A 15,629-nucleotide genomic window follows, 5' to 3' on the forward strand; every position below is an offset into this window, starting at 1 on the left:
TCGTGGGGGCTCAGTGGGAATGCTCGGCGCTGGCTTTGCCCAGCTCCGACTTGAGGATGAAGCTGCCCTGTGCCGCCACCTGCTGGCCGGCCTGCAGGCCCGCCTTGATCTGCACGAAGCCGTCGGCCACCACACCCGGGGTCACCGCCTGGGCGGTGAAGCCCTCTGCACTGCGCACGAACACGGTGGGCTGCTCTTCGAGGGTCTGCAACGCGGCCTCCGGTACCGCCAGCGCCTCGTCCAGGCGTTCGGTAGGCACCCGCACCGCCACGAACAGGCCGGGGCGCCAGGCGCCGCGAGGGTTGTCCAGGGTGACCCGCACGGTGGCGGTGCGGGTCTGCTCGCCGAGCAGGCTGCCCACATGGCTGACCGTGCCGCTGGCCTGCTCGCCCAGTTCACTGGCCAGCACCGTCACCGGCATGCCGACGCGCAGCCTGGCCAGGTCACGCGGGGCCACGCCAAAGGTTGCCCATACCCGCGACAGGTCGGACAAGGTGAAGGCCGCACTGCTCTCGCTGACCATTCGCCCGGCACCAGGTGCTTTTCCACCACCTGCCCGTCAAACGGTGCACGCAGTTCATAGCGGTTGCCGCCGGCCAGCACCACGCTGCCACTCAGTGCGCTGATCTTCTGCCGGGCATTGGTGGCGGCGATCTCGGCTTCCTGCAGGGCCTGGCGCGCCTGCAGGTAGTCCTGTTCGGCAGAGATGCCCTCCTGCCACAGGTCTTTCTCGCGGGCGAAGGTGCCGCGCGCCAGTTCCAGTCGCCGCTGGCTGGCCGCCAGCTCGCTGCGCTGCTCGGAGATCTGCGGGCTGGCGATCACCGCCAGCAGTTGCCCGGCCTTGACCTGCTGGCCGAGCACCACGGCCACCGATTCCACCACCCCGGCCGCACGCGGCACCAGGTGCGCGGTACGGTCCTCGTCGAAGCGGATCTCGCCCGGCAGGCCGAGGCTGCGGCTCAAGGTGCGCGGGGCCACGGTGGCCAGCTCGATACCGGCCACCTGGATCTGCTCGTCGCTCAGGGTCAGGTGGCCCTCCTGCTGTTCTTCGCCATGGCCTTCCTCGCCATGGGCGTCGTCGCCATGGCCCTTTTCCTCATCGCCATGGCCAGCCTCGGCATGCGCCGCGTGGGAGGCCTGCGGCGCATTCATCTGGTGACCCAGCACAACCCCCAGGCCAACGCCCAGGGTCAGGGTGACGGCCACCAGCGTGATGGTTTTGCTGTTCATGCACATTCCTCGGCAAATCGTCGGGGGTCAGCGGCTGGCGGTGGCCAGGTCGCCGAAAAGTCGTTCCAGGCGGACTCGCGCATCGCTGCCCTGGGCCTGCGCCGCCAGGTATTGGGTGCGCGCCGCCACCAGCGTGCGCTGGGCGTCGAGCACCTCGAGAAAGCTGAACTTGCCGCGCTCGAAACCCCGCGTGGCGGCGTCCACCGCCTGCTGCGCCGCCGGCAGTATCGAGCGGTCGAAGGCCTGTACCTCGCCCGCAGCCACCTGCCACTGCGCCAGCGCCTGCACCACTTCGCTGCGCACCCGCAGTTCGGCGCCGTTGCGCAGGTCGCGGGCCTGATCGGCACGCCGCGCCGCCGCCAGCACATTGCCCTGGTTGCGATCGAACAAGGGCAGCGGTATCGACACCCCGACCACATTGATGCGCTCGCGGTCGGCCTCGCTGTACTGGCTACCCAGGCTGACGGTGAGGTCGGGGATGCGCTGGCTGCGAGCCAGCCCCAGGTCAGCCTCGCGCTGCTCGATCTGCAGGCGGGCCAGGCGCAGCTCGGCCGTGCGCTCGAGGCGGGCAAGCAGCGTGTCGCCCTCGGCTGGGGTCAGGGCGTCGGACGGCATGCCTGCCACCCGCTCGAACCCCGCCTGCGGCGCCCCCGTCACGCTGGCCAGCTGCTGATAGGCCACGACCACGGCCTGCTGCGCACGGCCTCGTTCCAGGCGCATCTCGGACACCTGCACCTGCGCGCGGGTGGCTTCGATGGGGGAAGCGCTGCCAGCCCGCACCCGCCCCTGCACCACCTGCAGGCCACGCTCGGTCAGGCGCAGCGACTGCTCGGCCAGTTGCAGCCGTTCCTGAGCCTGCACGGCGGCATGAAACGCAGCCAGCACCTCGGCGCGCAAGGCATTGCCCTGGCGTTCCAGTTCCAGCGCCGCCAGGGCCTGCTCGCGCTGGGCCACCTCCACCCGCGCACCGCGCTTGCCGCCCAGTTCCAGGCGCTGGCTGAGGCTGACGGTGGTGGTCTGCGAGCCGCGGCGGGTATCTTCCTGCTCCCAGCTCAACTCCGGGTTGGGCAGCAGGCCGGCCTGGTTGCGTTCGCCCAGGGCGATCTCGGTGCCCCAGCGCGCCGCGGCAAGCTCGGGGTTGTTGTCCTGCGCGGTGCGCAAGGCGGCATCAAGCGTCAGCACGCTCGCCTGCAGCGCTGTCGAAAGCCCCAGCAGCACCCCGGCCAGCGCCGCCAGCCGCGCCACGCGCTGTGGATGAAGCCTGTGCCTGCACGTCATGCGTGAATCCCCCGCGCCCATTTCGAAGCGGGCACTTTAGGGAGCGGGCTTTATCGTCAACATGACCCCAGGATTACAAATCTGTTATCCAGCGCCGCTCAGGACCGGCTTGGCTTACCATGCGCGACACGCCTTGACCCTGAAGTGACTCAAGGGTTGAGAATTGCCGTTTTGCACGCCGCGAGTACCCCATGCGCCTATTGATCATCGAAGACGAAGTCCGTACCGCCGAGTACCTGCAGCAGGGCCTGAGCGAGAACGGCTACATCGTCGACTGCGCCGCCACCGGCATTGACGGCCTGCACCTGGCCCGCCAGCACGCCTACGACCTGGTCATCCTCGACGTCAACCTGCCGCAGCTCGACGGCTGGAGTGTGCTGCAACGCCTGCGGGCGGAGTCCTCGACCCGTATCATGATGCTGACCGCCCACGGCCGGCTCTCGGATCGGGTCAAGGGCCTGGACCTGGGCGCCGACGATTACCTGCTCAAGCCGTTCGAGTTTCCCGAACTGCTGGCACGCATTCGCAGCCTGTTGCGGCGCAGCGAGCAGAACCTGGCGCCGGCCACGCTCAGGGTCGCCGACCTTGAGCTGGACCCCAGCCGCCACCGCGCCTACCGGCGCAACCAGCGTATCGACCTGACGGCCAAGGAGTTCGCCCTGCTGCACCTGCTGATGCGCCAGAGCGGCGAGGTGCTGTCGCGCACGCAGATCATCTCGCTGGTGTGGGACATGAACTTCGATTGCGACACCAACGTGGTGGAGGTGTCGATCCGGCGCCTGCGGGCCAAGATCGACGACCCCTTCGAGGACAAGCTGATCCACACCCTGCGCGGCGTGGGCTATGTGCTGGAAGCGCGCGAATGAAACCGGCACGACTGTCGTTGCGCCTGGGCCTGAGCGTCAGCCTGATGGGCGCGGCGCTGGTGCTGCTGCTGGCGAGCCTGGCGGTACTGGCGCTGGACCACGAACTGGACAACCGCGCCCGCAAGGTGCTGGCACGCAAGATGGAGCAGATCGAGCACAGCCTGGGGGTGGACCTGAAGGCCAGCGACCTGGGCTCGCGCGCCCACCCCCTGCTCGACCTGGTGATGGGCCACGACGACCTGAGCCTGAACATCATCGCCCAGACCGGACGCCACCCGGCCCTGTTGAGCCTGGGGCCTGCAGTGGAGGCCGAGCCGCTGCGGCGTATCGCGGCCGGGACGGCGCTGGGCTACAGCGAATGGCAGGACAGCGCCGAGGCCCGCCTGATGACCGCCGCGCGCCTGATGACCCTGCGTGACGGCACCCCGGTGCGGGTACTGCTGACGCTGAACCGGGCCGACGACCTCGGCCTGCTGCAGGCCTACCTGCGGTCGACGTTGCTGGCGTTGCCACTGCTGTTGCTGCTGATCGGCATTGCCGCCTGGAAGCTGGTGCAGCGTGGTCTGCTGCCGCTGCGCAGGTTCCGGCGGATTGCCGCCCAGGTGTCGGCGCAAGAGCTGAGCCACCGCCTGCCCGAGGACAAGCTGCCCCAGGAACTGAGTGCCCTGGCGCGCGGCATCAACGTGATGCTCGACCGGCTGGATGGCGGCGTGCAGCGTCTGTCGCAGTTTTCCGATGACCTGGCGCACGAACTGCGCACGCCGATCAGCAACCTGATGGGCAGGGCCCAGGTGACCTTGTCACGGGTGCGCTCGGCGCAGGATTACCGGGTGGCGCTGGAGGACAGCATCGAGGAGCTGACGCGCCTGAACCGGATCATCACCGACATGCTGTTCCTGGCCCAGGTGGACGCGCCGCGTCAGCAACTGGCGTTGAAGCCGGTGGCGCTGGCCGACGAGGCGCAACGGGTGGTGGAGCTGTTCTCGCTGAGCGCCGAATGCAAGGCGATCACCCTGAAGGTCAGCGGCTGGGGCACGGTGCAGGGCGACCGGCTGATGCTGCAGCGGGCGCTGTCGAACCTGTTGAGCAATGCAATTCGCCACAGCCCCGAGGGCCGCCTGGTGGAAATCGGCATCGAGCAGAGCGCACGGGGCGTGCAATGCTGGGTGCGCAACGAGGGGCCGGGGATCGAGGCGGTGCACTGGCCGCACCTGTTCGAGCGGTTCTACCGGGTGGGCTGCGGGCGCTCGCGGGTGGAGGGCGGCACGGGGCTGGGGCTGGCCATCGTGCAGTCGATCATGCAGGTACATGGTGGGCAGGTGGAGGTGAGCAGCGCGGCGCAGGGGCCTACGCGCTTCAGTCTGATATTTGGCTAGGCGGCTTCGCCGGCAAGGCCGGCTCCTACAGGAATCGCAGCGCCTGTTGGAGCCGGCCTTGCCGGCGAAGGTCACGACCCATTCAGCGGCTGCTGGCTGCCAGAATCAGCTGTTTCATCTCGCTGACCGCACCCTTGAAGCCCACGAACAACGCATGGGCCACCAGTGCATGGCCGATGTTCAGTTCGTTGATGCCCTTGATCGCCGCCACCGGCTCGACGTTGTGGTAGTGCAGGCCATGCCCGGCATTCACGATCAGCCCCTGGGCCAGGCCGAAGGCCACGCCATCGGCCACGCGCTGGAGCTCTTCGGCCACCTCGGCCGGGGTCTGCGCATCGGCGTAACGCCCGGTGTGCAGTTCGATCGCCGGCGCGCCGACGCGGCGCGAGGCCTCGATCTGGCGCTCGTCGGCATCGATGAACAGCGACACCTCCGACCCCAGGCGCGACAGGCGCTCCACCGCCGCCTTGATCCGCGCCTCCTGCCCCGCCACGTCCAGGCCACCTTCGGTGGTCAGTTCCTGGCGTGTCTCGGGCACCAGGCAGATGTGCGCCGGGCGAATGCGCTCGGCAAACTGCATCATCTCTTCGGTGACGCCCATCTCGAAGTTCATGCGCGTCTGCAGCACCTCGCTCAGTACCAGCACGTCACGGTCCTGGATATGCCGGCGGTCTTCGCGCAAGTGCACGGTGATGCCGTCGGCACCCGCCTCTTCGGCGTCCAGCGCGGCCTTGACCGGGTCCGGATATCGCGTGCCACGGGCCTGGCGCAGGGTCGCCACGTGGTCGATGTTCACGCCAAGGAGGATGCGGTTGCTGGTGGTCACGAAGAGACTCTCCTGAAAATTGAGCCTCACAGCATACGTCGTGATCAAGGCTTGCGAAACAGTTCCCGGCTGACCAGCGGACGCCCGCCCAGGTGCACCGCCAGCGCCTGGCGCATCAGGCGCTTGGCCGCGCCCAGCGCGCCCGGCATCGACCACTCGGCCTCGGCCATGGCCAGCAGGTGCGCGCCACTGAACAAGCCTGGCTGCACCAGGTACACCCGCTCCAGGCCCGCGTCCACCTGCAGGCGGTACAGGCCATCGGCCACCAGAGGATCGCCATTGATGTCGTGCTCAAGCGCAAAGCCATACCCCAGCTCGTCCAGCAGGCGCCATTCGAAGGCACGCAGCAACGGCTCCAGCGGGCGCCCCGCGCCCAGTGCCTGCAAGGTGGCAGCGTACTGCTCGAACATCACCGGGTGCGGGTCTTCGGCCTGAAGCAGGCGAATCAGCAGCTCATTGAGGTACAGCCCGCTGAACAGCGCGTCGCCGTTGAGCCAGACCGCCACGCCTGCGCTGTCCATGCGACCGACATTCTTGAGCTCGCCGCGCCCATGGAACTGCACCTCCAGCGGCACGAACGGACGCGCCAGGCTGCCGGCCTTGCCGCGCGCACGACGCAGCACGGCGCGCAGGCGCCCCTGGGGGGTAAGGAAGTCGACCAGCGCACTGGTTTCACGGTACGCCCGGCTGTGCAGCACGAAGGCCGGTTGGCCGTCTGGCATGTCCATGATTCAGCGCTTCACGAAGAGGTGGGCCCGACACCGGTCGGTGTCGGGCCAGGGCAATCAGAGGTCGCCGTAGCCCAGCGAACGCAGGGCGCGCTCGTCGTCGGACCAGCCACCCTTGACCTTGACCCACAGGTTCAGCATGACCTTGGCGTCGAACAGCAGCTCCATGTCCTTGCGCGCCTCGGTGCCGATGCGCTTGATGCGCTCGCCCTTGTCGCCAATGATGATCTTCTTCTGGCCGTCACGCTCGACCAGGATCAGTGCATGGATATGCAGCACGTTGCCCTGCTGCTTGAATTCCTCGATCTCGACGGTGATCTGGTACGGCAGCTCGGCGCCGAGCTGGCGCATGATCTTCTCGCGTACCAGTTCGGCAGCCAGGAAGCGGCTGCTGCGGTCGGTGATCTGGTCTTCGGGGAAGAAGTGCTCGTTTTCCGGCAGGTGCTTGGCAATCAGTGCTTCGAGGGCATCGAGGTTGTGCCCGTGCTGCGCCGAGACCGGCACGATCTCGGCGTTGGGCAGTTGCTCCTGCAGCCATTGCAGGTGCGGCATCAGCTCGGCCTTGTCCTCGATGCGGTCGGTCTTGTTGATGGCCAGGATCACCGGGCCCTGCACGTATTGCACGCGCTCGAGCACCAGTTGGTCCTCGTCGGTCCACTTGGTGCGATCGACCACGAAGATCACCACGTCGACGTCTTTCAACGCCGCCGAGGCGGTACGGTTCATGTAGCGGTTGAGCGCCTTCTCGTTGCCCTTGTGCATGCCGGGGGTATCGACGTACACCGCCTGCACATCACCTTCGGTCTTGATACCGAGCATGTTGTGGCGGGTGGTCTGCGGCTTGCGCGAGGTGATCGCGAGCTTCTGCCCGAGGATGTGGTTGAGCAGCGTCGACTTGCCCACGTTGGGGCGGCCGACGATGGCGACGTAGCCGCAACGGGTAGTGTTCTGTTCAGTCATTGCCATTCTCCACGCCCAGGGCGATCAGTGCTGCGGCGGCCGCGACCTGCTCGGCGATACGCCGGCTCACGCCCTGCCCTCGGCTTTTTTCAGTCAACAGGGTCACTTCGCATTCGACGAAAAACGTCCGGCAATGGGGTTCACCCTGGATATCCACCACTTCGTAGCGGGGCAGTTCGCAGGCCCGCGACTGCAGAAACTCCTGCAGGCGGGTTTTCGGGTCCTTGTTGGTGTCGACCAGGGTCAGGCTCTCGAACTCACCGGCCAGCCATGCCAGCACGCGATCGCGAGCGGTGTGCATGTCCGAGTCCAGGTAGATCGCACCGATCAGCGCCTCGAGGGCATCGGCCAGGATCGACTCGCGCCGGAACCCGCCGCTTTTCAGCTCGCCCGAGCCCAGGCGCAGGTACTCGCCCAGATCGAAACCGCGGGCCAGCACGGCCAGGGTTTCACCCTTGACCAGGCGGGCGCGCAGGCGCGACAGCTGGCCTTCGCGTGCCTGGGGGAAGCGCTCGAACAGGGCCTCGCCGGCGACGAAGTTGAGGATCGCATCACCGAGGAACTCCAGCCGTTCGTTGTTGCGGCCGGCAAAGCTGCGATGCGTGAGGGCCAGCAGCATCAGCTCCTGGTTCTTGAAGGTGTAGCCGAGCTGGCGCTCGAGGCGGCTCAAGGAAACGCTCACAGTGTACCCACGCGCTGTTCGTGGTCGATTTTCAGCAGCGGCGCCAGGGCGCCGGGCTCACACAGTTCTGTCCGGCTCGAAGCCGACGGGGTTAACGCGTTGTTCAAATGCAAATCCTGAAAGACGGTTTTGTTCATGCCTGACGTCCGGCCGGGGCGCGTCTTGTGGACGCCCTTGTACAGCCTATGCCAGAAAAGCATTCGGCGCTGTCGAAGGACAGCGCCGTTAGGGTGTTACTTGATCAGGCCAACCCGCGAAAGGCTCGGGAAGTGGCTGAGCTTGGGCTCTGGCCAGCTCATCCAGATGGCGAAGGCCTTGCCGACGATGTTCTTGTCGGGAACCATGCCCAGCAGCTCCTTGGGAATGTTGGGGTCATCCCAGTAGCGACTGTCGTTGGAGTTGTCGCGGTTGTCGCCCATCATGAAATAGTGCCCGGCAGGCACCACCCACTGCTGGTCCGGCGGCATGCGATAGCGGCTCATCTCCTTGCGGATCAGGTGCTCGGCCTCGCCCAGCTTCTCCTTGTACAGCTCGGCGCTGCCCAGGGTGCCCGGCTCGCTGCCGACCAGTTGCTCGGCAATCGGCTGGCCGTTGACGAACAGACGCTTGTCGCTGGTGTAGCGCACCTGGTCGCCCGGCAGGCCGACCACACGCTTGATGTAGTTGACGTTCGGGTCGCTCGGGTAGCGGAACACCATCACATCGCCACGCTGCGGGTCACCGACCTCGATGACCTTCTTGTCGATCACCGGCAGGCGGATGCCGTAGGAGAACTTGTTCACCAGGATGAAGTCGCCCACTTCCAGGGTCGGCTTCATCGACCCCGAAGGGATCTGGAACGGCTCGACCAGGAACGAGCGCAGCACCAGCACGATGAACAGCACCGGGAAGAACGATTTGCCGTACTCGACCAGCAACGGCTCCTTGTTCAACTGCTCGACCACCGCCATCTCGGGCTGGCTGACGCTGCCCTGATAGGTGTTGATCGCCGTGCGCCGGCGCGGGGCCAGGAACAGCAGATCGATCAGGGCCAGCAGTCCACACACGGCAACGGCGATGACTAGCAACAGCGGGAAATTTAGTGACATAGGACCTAGCTATCCAACCTGAGCACGGCGAGGAAGGCTTCCTGTGGAATTTCCACGTTGCCCACCTGTTTCATGCGTTTCTTACCGGCTTTCTGCTTTTCCAACAGCTTGCGCTTACGGCTAACGTCGCCACCGTAGCATTTGGCCAGTACGTTCTTTCTGAGCGCCTTGACAGTGGTACGCGCCACAATCTGCCCGCCAATGGCGGCCTGGATTGCCACATCGAACATCTGCCGCGGGATCAGTTCCTTCATCTTCTCGGTCAACGCGCGGCCTTTGTAGTGCGCATTGTCACGGTGCACGATCAATGCCAGGGCATCGACCTTGTCGCCGTTGATCAGTACATCGAGCTTGACCAGGTTGGCCGACTGATACCGGTCGAAATGGTAGTCCAGCGAAGCATAGCCGCGGCTGGTGGATTTGAGGCGGTCGAAGAAGTCCAGTACCACTTCGTTCATCGGCAGGTCGTAGCGCACCTGCACCTGGGAACCGAGGAACTGCATGTCGCGCTGTACGCCACGCTTCTCGATGCACAGGGTGATGACGTTGCCCAGGTGCTCCTGCGGCACGAGGATGGTGGCGGCCACGATCGGCTCGCGGAAGTCTTCCACCGACGACACGTCCGGCAGCTTGGACGGGTTGTCGACGTAGATGGTTTCACCGGTCTTGAGCTTGACCTCGAAGATCACGCTCGGCGCAGTGGTGATCAGGTCCAGGTCGTACTCGCGCTCCAGGCGCTCCTGGATGATCTCCATGTGCAGCATGCCGAGGAAGCCGCAACGGAAGCCGAAGCCCAGTGCGTCGGAGCTCTCAGGCAGGTACTGCAGCGACGAGTCGTTCAGGGTCAGCTTCTGCAGCGCGTCACGAAAATCTTCGAAATCTTCGGAACTGACCGGGAACAGGCCGGCATATACCTGGGGCTGGATACGTTTGAAGCCTGGCAGCACTTCCACGTCGGGCGTGGAGCTGAGGGTCAGGGTGTCACCGACCGGTGCACCGTGAATGTCCTTGATGCTGGCGATGATGAAGCCCACTTCGCCGGCCTTGAGGTCAGCGGTGGCGGTGTGCTTGGGGTTGAACACGCCCACGCTGTCGACCAGGTGCACCTTGCCGGTGGACTTGACCAGAATCTTGTCGCCCTTCTTGACTCGGCCATGGCGCACGCGCACCAGGGACACGACGCCCAGGTAGTTGTCGAACCAGGAGTCGATGATCAGCGCCTGCAGCGGTGCATCGATGTCGCCGGTAGGGGCCGGAATGGTCTGCACCAGGCGCTCGAGCACCTCGTCCACGCCCATGCCGCTCTTGGCACTGCAGGCCACGGCGTCGGTGGCGTCGATGCCGATGATCTTCTCGATCTCGTCCTTGACGCGGTCCGGATCGGCCTGGGGCAGGTCCATCTTGTTCAGTACCGGCATGACCTCCAGGCCCTGCTCGATGGCGGTGTAGCAGTTGGCGACCGACTGGGCCTCCACGCCCTGGCCGGCATCGACCACCAGCAGCGCGCCTTCGCAGGCGGCCAGCGAACGGCTGACTTCATAGGTGAAGTCGACGTGGCCGGGGGTGTCGATGAAGTTCAGCTGGTAGGTGATGCCGTCGTTCGCCTTGTAATACAGGGTAACGCTATGGGCTTTGATGGTGATCCCGCGCTCGCGCTCGAGGTCCATGGAGTCAAGTACCTGCGCTTCCATCTCGCGCGCGGTGAGGCCACCGCACATCTGGATGAAACGGTCGGCCAGGGTCGACTTGCCATGGTCAATGTGGGCGATGATGGAGAAATTGCGGATATGACTCAAATCACTCACGGGTCAACACTCAAAAAGGCTGCGGGGCGAACGCCCGCCGAAAAATAGCCGGGAATTGTACCTTATGAAGGGGCCAGCCGCCACGCCCGCCCCTCCAGTTTCATGGTGCCTGATATTTCTGTCAGTAGATGGCCGCTCGCGCAGACCCGAATATAGGGCACCAGACGGAGAAATGGCCATGGCACATGTTCAACCAGCAGTCCCCGGAAGCCCCGATACGAGCTTTGGTGACAACGGCGAGCGCTCCCTACCGCAAATTGCGGACACCGATCGTTTCATCACTGATGTGGCAATACACGATGACACAATCACCGTGTGTGGCCTGACCGGGGACCACGAGCAGTCCCGCTATACCTTGCTTCGCTTCGATGATAAAGGTGATCTGGACCCGACGTTCGGCAACAAAGGGATAGTGTTCGGAACATTCGACCCGGTGGCCGAATCGGGCGCGGAAGCCATCGTCGTCGATGCCAACGCGAAGATATGGATGCTGGGATGGGTGAACAGCGCCGGCAAGCCCCACAGACTGGTGATGGCACGTTTCGACGCGCAGGGCGCGCTGGACACCAGCTATGCCTCCCCCCACGGTTACCTTGCCCTGGATCAGGACAACAGCCTTCATCTGAAGCTGCATTCCACGTCACTCCAGCTGCGGGCCGGACACCTGCTCGCCAGTGCTACGCTGGAGTCGGATTGGCTGGCTACCCATGCTTGCGTCTATCGACTGGATCTTGCCGGCAATGCCGGTTTCCCGAGCGGTCAGTTCATCGAGATCACGCACCCTTCCGGGACGGTGCAGATCGCCAATGTCATTGCGCAGGAAAGTACATTTCTCGCTGCCGGAACCTTGCGCAACGGGCCTGAGACCCGAGGCTTCATCGCACGCTTCAGAAACGACGGCACACCCGACCCGTCCTTTGGCGACCGATACGGTTTCAAGCTGTATGAATCCCCGCTGTCGCGCTGGCTGCGCTGGTTGCCGCGCTGGCTCCGCTGGCTTGCTCCGCGTCGAAACGCCAACATCCGCTTCAACACGCTGATTCAACGCCCCGATGGCCACCTGATCGTCGCGGGGAACCTGCCCGGCGAGCGCCCCGAAGACACCAACGCCATGACTTGGCAATTCGATGCCGAAGGTGTGAGGGACGCGACCTATAACCACGGCAACCCGACGGTGCTGACCTTCAACACGCACACCGAAGACGAATGGGAAGCCGCAGCGCTGCACCAGGACGGCAAGCTGGTGGTGTTTGGCCTGGGCGGTCAGCGCATCTACCGTGCCCGCTATACAGTCCATGGCCGACTGGATACTGCCTTTGGCAACCAAGGTATCGCCTTCCAGGACTACCCCAAGGACAGAAAGATGATCGCCGTCGCAATGACGCCCGCCGCCACACTGATTGGCTTGAACAGCCAGCACGCATGGGGTTTCTCCGGTCTTCTGGCACGCTTTCGCAATTGACTGCGCGCCCATGAAAAAGCCCGACGCATCGGCGTCGGGCTTTTTCTTACCGCGACCTTCTCGGTCAGGCCTTACTCGGCCAGCTTGAAGGTGATGAAACTGGCACGGCCCTGACGCAGCACGCGCATCGACACCGAACGGTTCTTCGGCAGTTCCTTGGCGATTTCGGTGAAGTTCTTCGCCGAAAGGATGGCCTGGTTGTTCAAGTGGCTGATGACGTCACCGGGACGCAGGCCGATCATCGCGGCCGGACCATCCTGCACTTCCTTGATGACCACGCCGCCCTTGAGCTCCAGAGTCTTTTTCTGCTCTGCGGTCAGGTCGGCTACCGATACGCCCAGGCGGTTGCTGCTGCGCTCGACGCCGCCATTGGCACCGGTGGTCACGTCCTGATCTTCATCGGGCAGTGCACCGATGGTCACGTCCAGGTTCTGGCGCTTGCCGTTGCGGATGATCTCCAGCTTGGCCTTGGCGCCATCTTTCAGGCCACCGACCAGGTGCGGCAGGTCAGCCGACATGACGATCGGCTGACCGTTCATGCTCAGGATCACGTCGCCCACCTGCAGGCCGCCCTTGGCTGCCGGACCATCTTCCAGCACCTGGGCCACCAGCGCGCCGGCCGGTTTGTCCAGGCCGAAGGATTCGGCCAGGTCCTTGTTGACCTCTTGGATCACCACGCCCAGCCAGCCACGGCTGACCTTGCCGTCCTTTTTCAGCTGGTTGGAAACATCCAGTGCAACATCGATCGGGATAGCGAACGACAGGCCCATGAAGCCGCCCGAGCGGGTGAAGATCTGCGAGTTGATGCCGACCACTTCGCCATTCATGTTGAACAGCGGGCCACCGGAGTTACCCGGGTTGATCGCAACGTCGGTCTGGATGAACGGCACGTAGGTGTCGTTGGGCAGGGTGCGGCCCTTGGCGCTGACGATACCTTTGGTCACCGAGTGATCGAAGCCGAACGGCGAACCGATGGCCAGTACCCACTCACCCACCTTGAGCTTTTCGGAGTCGCCCAGCTTGACCGTGGGCAGGTTCTTGCCATCGACCTTCAGCAATGCCACGTCGGTACGCGGGTCGGTGCCGACCAGCTTGGCCTGCAGTTCGCTGCGGTCGGACAGGCGCACGATGATTTCATCGGCATCGGCCACCACGTGGTTGTTGGTGAGGATGTAGCCGTCGGCCGAAATGATGAAGCCCGAACCCAGCGACTGGGCCTCGCGCTGACGATCGCCACGGGGTGAGCGCGGGGCTTGCGGCATGTTGCGCTCGAAGAACTCGCGGAACATCGGCGGCAGGCCTTCGAGGTCTGGCATCTGACCCGCAGCATACTTGCGATCAGGCAGCTTCTGCTTGGTACTGATGTTGACCACCGCCGGCGAGGCCTGCTCGACCAGGGTGGTGAAATCAGGCAGGGCTTCGGCCTGGGCGTTGAGCACCTGCCCGAGCATGAGCACGGCGGCGAACAGCGACAGATAGGATTTCAAGCGAGGTATTGACATACGGCTCCCGTCACAACGAGCGTGGTTAAGCAGTAGGGACCAGCCAACGCACAAAGCCCGGCAACATCCTCGAAAGGCTGCGACCAGGCTCGGTGGATCGGCATTGTTGATGCTGCAACAGCAGTAAAGGCCAGCCCCCGAAAGAACTGACCTATAGATAAATCTGGAGAATTTTGCAAATTCGAAGGCTTACGAATCATGTCAACGCCTTGGCGGCCCATCGATCATCAACGCATTACCTGTGGCTCGTCATTGGCTGGCGTGGGCGTCTTGGGCACGCATCGACAAGGCGACCCGCTCGGCCGTACCGATGGGGATCTCCCCTACCACGGTGACCACCACATCCCCCTTGGGCGTGGTCAGCCGGCGCGAAACCGCGACCGTCGGGCCAAGCTGGGTACGGGCGTCGATGCCCGAATTGCCTGCAACCGGCTCCAGAAACACCGAGAAGCGTGCCAGGCCATCATCGTACATCAGGCTGCTGACGATGCTCTTGTGCTCCGGATCCTTGCGTACCGCGCTGTTGACCAACTCGAAGCCGGGTGGCAACCAGTCGGAACGCCATCCCGATGCGGCCTCGGCAACCTGCTGAGTGGCCTGGGCCACCGGCTTGCAGTTGCTGCTGGGCTGCAGTTGGGCATCGTCCGGCGCCTTGTCGGTCTCCAACCGGGTGAACTGGAAGCGCTCCAGCAGTTGCTCCTTGTCGTTGAGCAGCAACGACTTGAGGGGCAAACCCGACTGTCGATCCAGGTGCAGCTCGAAGGCATAACGATGCTGATCGCGCGGCCTGAGGGTGATGATCTCGACCTCGCGACCGGCCACCCGGGAGCGCCCTGCCACACTCAGGTCGTACCAGTTCATCAGCTTCAAGGGGTCCAGTACACGGGGCGAAGACTGCGCCGCATTGCCCACTCCGCGGGCCAGGGCGCCGCTCACGCACTGGGTACGTCCATCTACCCGCACAACCTCAAGGGCTGGGCCATCGAGTTGCAACAAGCGTTCACGAACCTTGCCCTCCTGCACCCGATGCCAGATGTCATGGGTGGAAAAGCTGCCGTTACGCTCGTAGACGAAAGTACCCTGATAACTCTGCTGCTGCTCGGCCTTGGCCAGACGGTTGAGCCAGTCTGCGGCATCAGTGGAGGAGTTGGCGGCCAGGGCCGGCACCGACAGACATCCTCCGAGCAAGAGCGGTAGTAGAGTTGGCGCGCGCATGATCCTCCTTACTCAGCGATTTTCCAGGCTGGCCGCACGGGCATAAGGCAGAGCACTTTCAGTCCCTTCCACGGCGGCTTCCTGAGCATGCTGGCGCAGGTAGCCCGGCAGACGTTCGTCCTGCCAGCCGCTTTGACCTTGCAGCACGCCATTTGCCATCGGGCCGGTCGGCTGTTCGGCACTCTCGGTGTAGCCTGCCAGTACTGCCGGGCCTTGCACCTGAGGTACGGTCACGCCTTGCTGCACAGGCTGCTGGGCAGCCAGTTGGGCACCGCTGATGTCGTCCTGGTTGTACAGGCGCACACCTGCCAGTACTGCAACGGTCACCGAAGCTGCAACAGCCAGACGACCCAGGCTGCGCCATGGACCACGGGCAACCTTGACCGGCGTGGCTTCGTCAGCCAGTGCGGCACTGACCGCGGCGGCGATATCCAGTTTTGGCAGCAGCAGTTCCTTGTGCATCGCTGCTCGGGCAACCTGGTAACGCGACCAGGTGGCACGGGTTTCATTGTCGTCGACGGCATTCAATACCCGACGCAACTCCAGTTCGTCCGCTTCGTTATCCATCACCGCGGACAGCGATTCCTGCAAAGCTTCACGACTCATGGCGG

At 64.5% G+C, this 15,629-nt stretch carries 14 protein-coding genes and 1 pseudogene; 3 read left to right on the forward strand and 12 right to left on the reverse strand.

Annotated elements, in window-relative coordinates; translation table 11 throughout:
* Positions 1-10: 10 nt before the first annotated feature.
* Together B4I46_RS12965 and B4I46_RS12970 are read right to left on the reverse strand one after the other, a co-directional pair.
* A pseudogene (locus tag B4I46_RS12965) lies at positions 11-1,230 on the reverse strand (efflux RND transporter periplasmic adaptor subunit).
* Between the two features lie 27 nt (positions 1,231-1,257).
* Positions 1,258-2,508 carry a TolC family protein gene (locus B4I46_RS12970; RefSeq protein WP_286900536.1) on the reverse strand — a complete coding sequence of 417 codons (1,251 nt, stop codon included), beginning with the start codon at positions 2,506-2,508 and terminating at the stop codon, positions 1,258-1,260.
* A 191-nt stretch (positions 2,509-2,699) separates the two neighbouring features.
* Between B4I46_RS12970 and B4I46_RS12975 the strand changes: the two genes are divergently transcribed.
* A complete protein-coding gene (locus B4I46_RS12975; RefSeq protein ID WP_043862020.1) occupies positions 2,700-3,374 on the forward strand; it encodes a heavy metal response regulator transcription factor in 675 nt (224 codons plus the stop codon).
* Positions 3,371-4,750 (forward strand): heavy metal sensor histidine kinase, encoded by a 1,380-nt coding sequence (locus B4I46_RS12980; protein ID WP_286900537.1) that lies wholly within the window; start codon positions 3,371-3,373, stop codon positions 4,748-4,750. The genes B4I46_RS12975 and B4I46_RS12980 overlap by 4 nt, the downstream gene beginning before the upstream one ends.
* An 82-nt stretch (positions 4,751-4,832) precedes the next feature.
* On the opposite strand, the gene pdxJ is transcribed toward B4I46_RS12980, so the two are convergent.
* The 7 genes from pdxJ to lepA all read right to left on the reverse strand — a co-directional run bounded on the left by pdxJ (position 4,833) and on the right by lepA (position 10,839).
* Positions 4,833-5,576: a pyridoxine 5'-phosphate synthase gene (gene pdxJ / locus B4I46_RS12985; RefSeq protein WP_100633585.1), complete on the reverse strand. Its 744-nt coding sequence runs from the start codon at positions 5,574-5,576 to the stop codon at positions 4,833-4,835.
* Between the two features lie 44 nt (positions 5,577-5,620).
* Entirely contained in the window at positions 5,621-6,304 is a 684-nt protein-coding gene (gene recO / locus B4I46_RS12990) for a DNA repair protein RecO (protein WP_043862023.1), read from the reverse strand.
* Positions 6,305-6,361: 57 nt separating this feature from the next.
* Positions 6,362-7,264, reverse strand: a complete 903-nt coding sequence (gene era / locus B4I46_RS12995; RefSeq protein WP_043862024.1) for a GTPase Era — start codon at positions 7,262-7,264, stop codon at positions 6,362-6,364.
* Positions 7,257-7,946 (reverse strand): ribonuclease III, encoded by a 690-nt coding sequence (rnc, locus tag B4I46_RS13000; RefSeq protein WP_043862025.1) that lies wholly within the window; start codon positions 7,944-7,946, stop codon positions 7,257-7,259. Before rnc ends, era begins: the two co-directional genes overlap by 8 nt.
* Positions 7,943-8,083, reverse strand: coding sequence for a hypothetical protein (locus B4I46_RS13005; protein ID WP_156326207.1), 141 nt, complete (start codon positions 8,081-8,083; stop codon positions 7,943-7,945). Before B4I46_RS13005 ends, rnc begins: the two co-directional genes overlap by 4 nt.
* A 96-nt stretch (positions 8,084-8,179) precedes the next feature.
* Positions 8,180-9,034, reverse strand: coding sequence for a signal peptidase I (gene lepB / locus B4I46_RS13010; RefSeq protein WP_043862027.1), 855 nt, complete (start codon positions 9,032-9,034; stop codon positions 8,180-8,182).
* A 5-nt stretch (positions 9,035-9,039) separates the two neighbouring features.
* The gene (gene lepA, locus B4I46_RS13015) at positions 9,040-10,839 is read right to left on the reverse strand and encodes a translation elongation factor 4 (RefSeq protein WP_043862028.1); all 1,800 of its coding nucleotides are present in this window, start codon (positions 10,837-10,839) and stop codon (positions 9,040-9,042) included.
* Between the two features lie 178 nt (positions 10,840-11,017).
* Between lepA and B4I46_RS13020 the strand changes: the two genes are divergently transcribed.
* The gene (locus tag B4I46_RS13020) at positions 11,018-12,301 is read left to right on the forward strand and encodes a hypothetical protein (RefSeq protein WP_286900554.1); all 1,284 of its coding nucleotides are present in this window, start codon (positions 11,018-11,020) and stop codon (positions 12,299-12,301) included.
* A gap of 71 nt (positions 12,302-12,372) precedes the next feature.
* Here the strand turns inward: B4I46_RS13020 and B4I46_RS13025 are convergent, their stop codons facing one another.
* From B4I46_RS13025 to B4I46_RS13035, 3 genes are all read right to left on the reverse strand, one after another.
* Positions 12,373-13,752 carry a DegQ family serine endoprotease gene (locus tag B4I46_RS13025; protein WP_370409179.1) on the reverse strand — a complete coding sequence of 460 codons (1,380 nt, stop codon included), beginning with the start codon at positions 13,750-13,752 and terminating at the stop codon, positions 12,373-12,375.
* A gap of 300 nt (positions 13,753-14,052) precedes the next feature.
* On the reverse strand, positions 14,053-15,018 hold the full coding sequence (locus B4I46_RS13030) for a MucB/RseB C-terminal domain-containing protein (RefSeq protein ID WP_043862031.1): 966 nt from the start codon (positions 15,016-15,018) through the stop codon (positions 14,053-14,055).
* Between the two features lie 12 nt (positions 15,019-15,030).
* Positions 15,031-15,624 (reverse strand): sigma-E factor negative regulatory protein, encoded by a 594-nt coding sequence (locus B4I46_RS13035; RefSeq protein ID WP_043862032.1) that lies wholly within the window; start codon positions 15,622-15,624, stop codon positions 15,031-15,033.
* Between the last annotated feature and the right edge of the window lie 5 nt (positions 15,625-15,629).

This window comes from Pseudomonas sp. UBA7500 (genome assembly GCF_002478435.1).
GTDB classification, from domain to species: Bacteria; Pseudomonadota; Gammaproteobacteria; order Pseudomonadales; family Pseudomonadaceae; genus Aquipseudomonas; species Aquipseudomonas palmensis.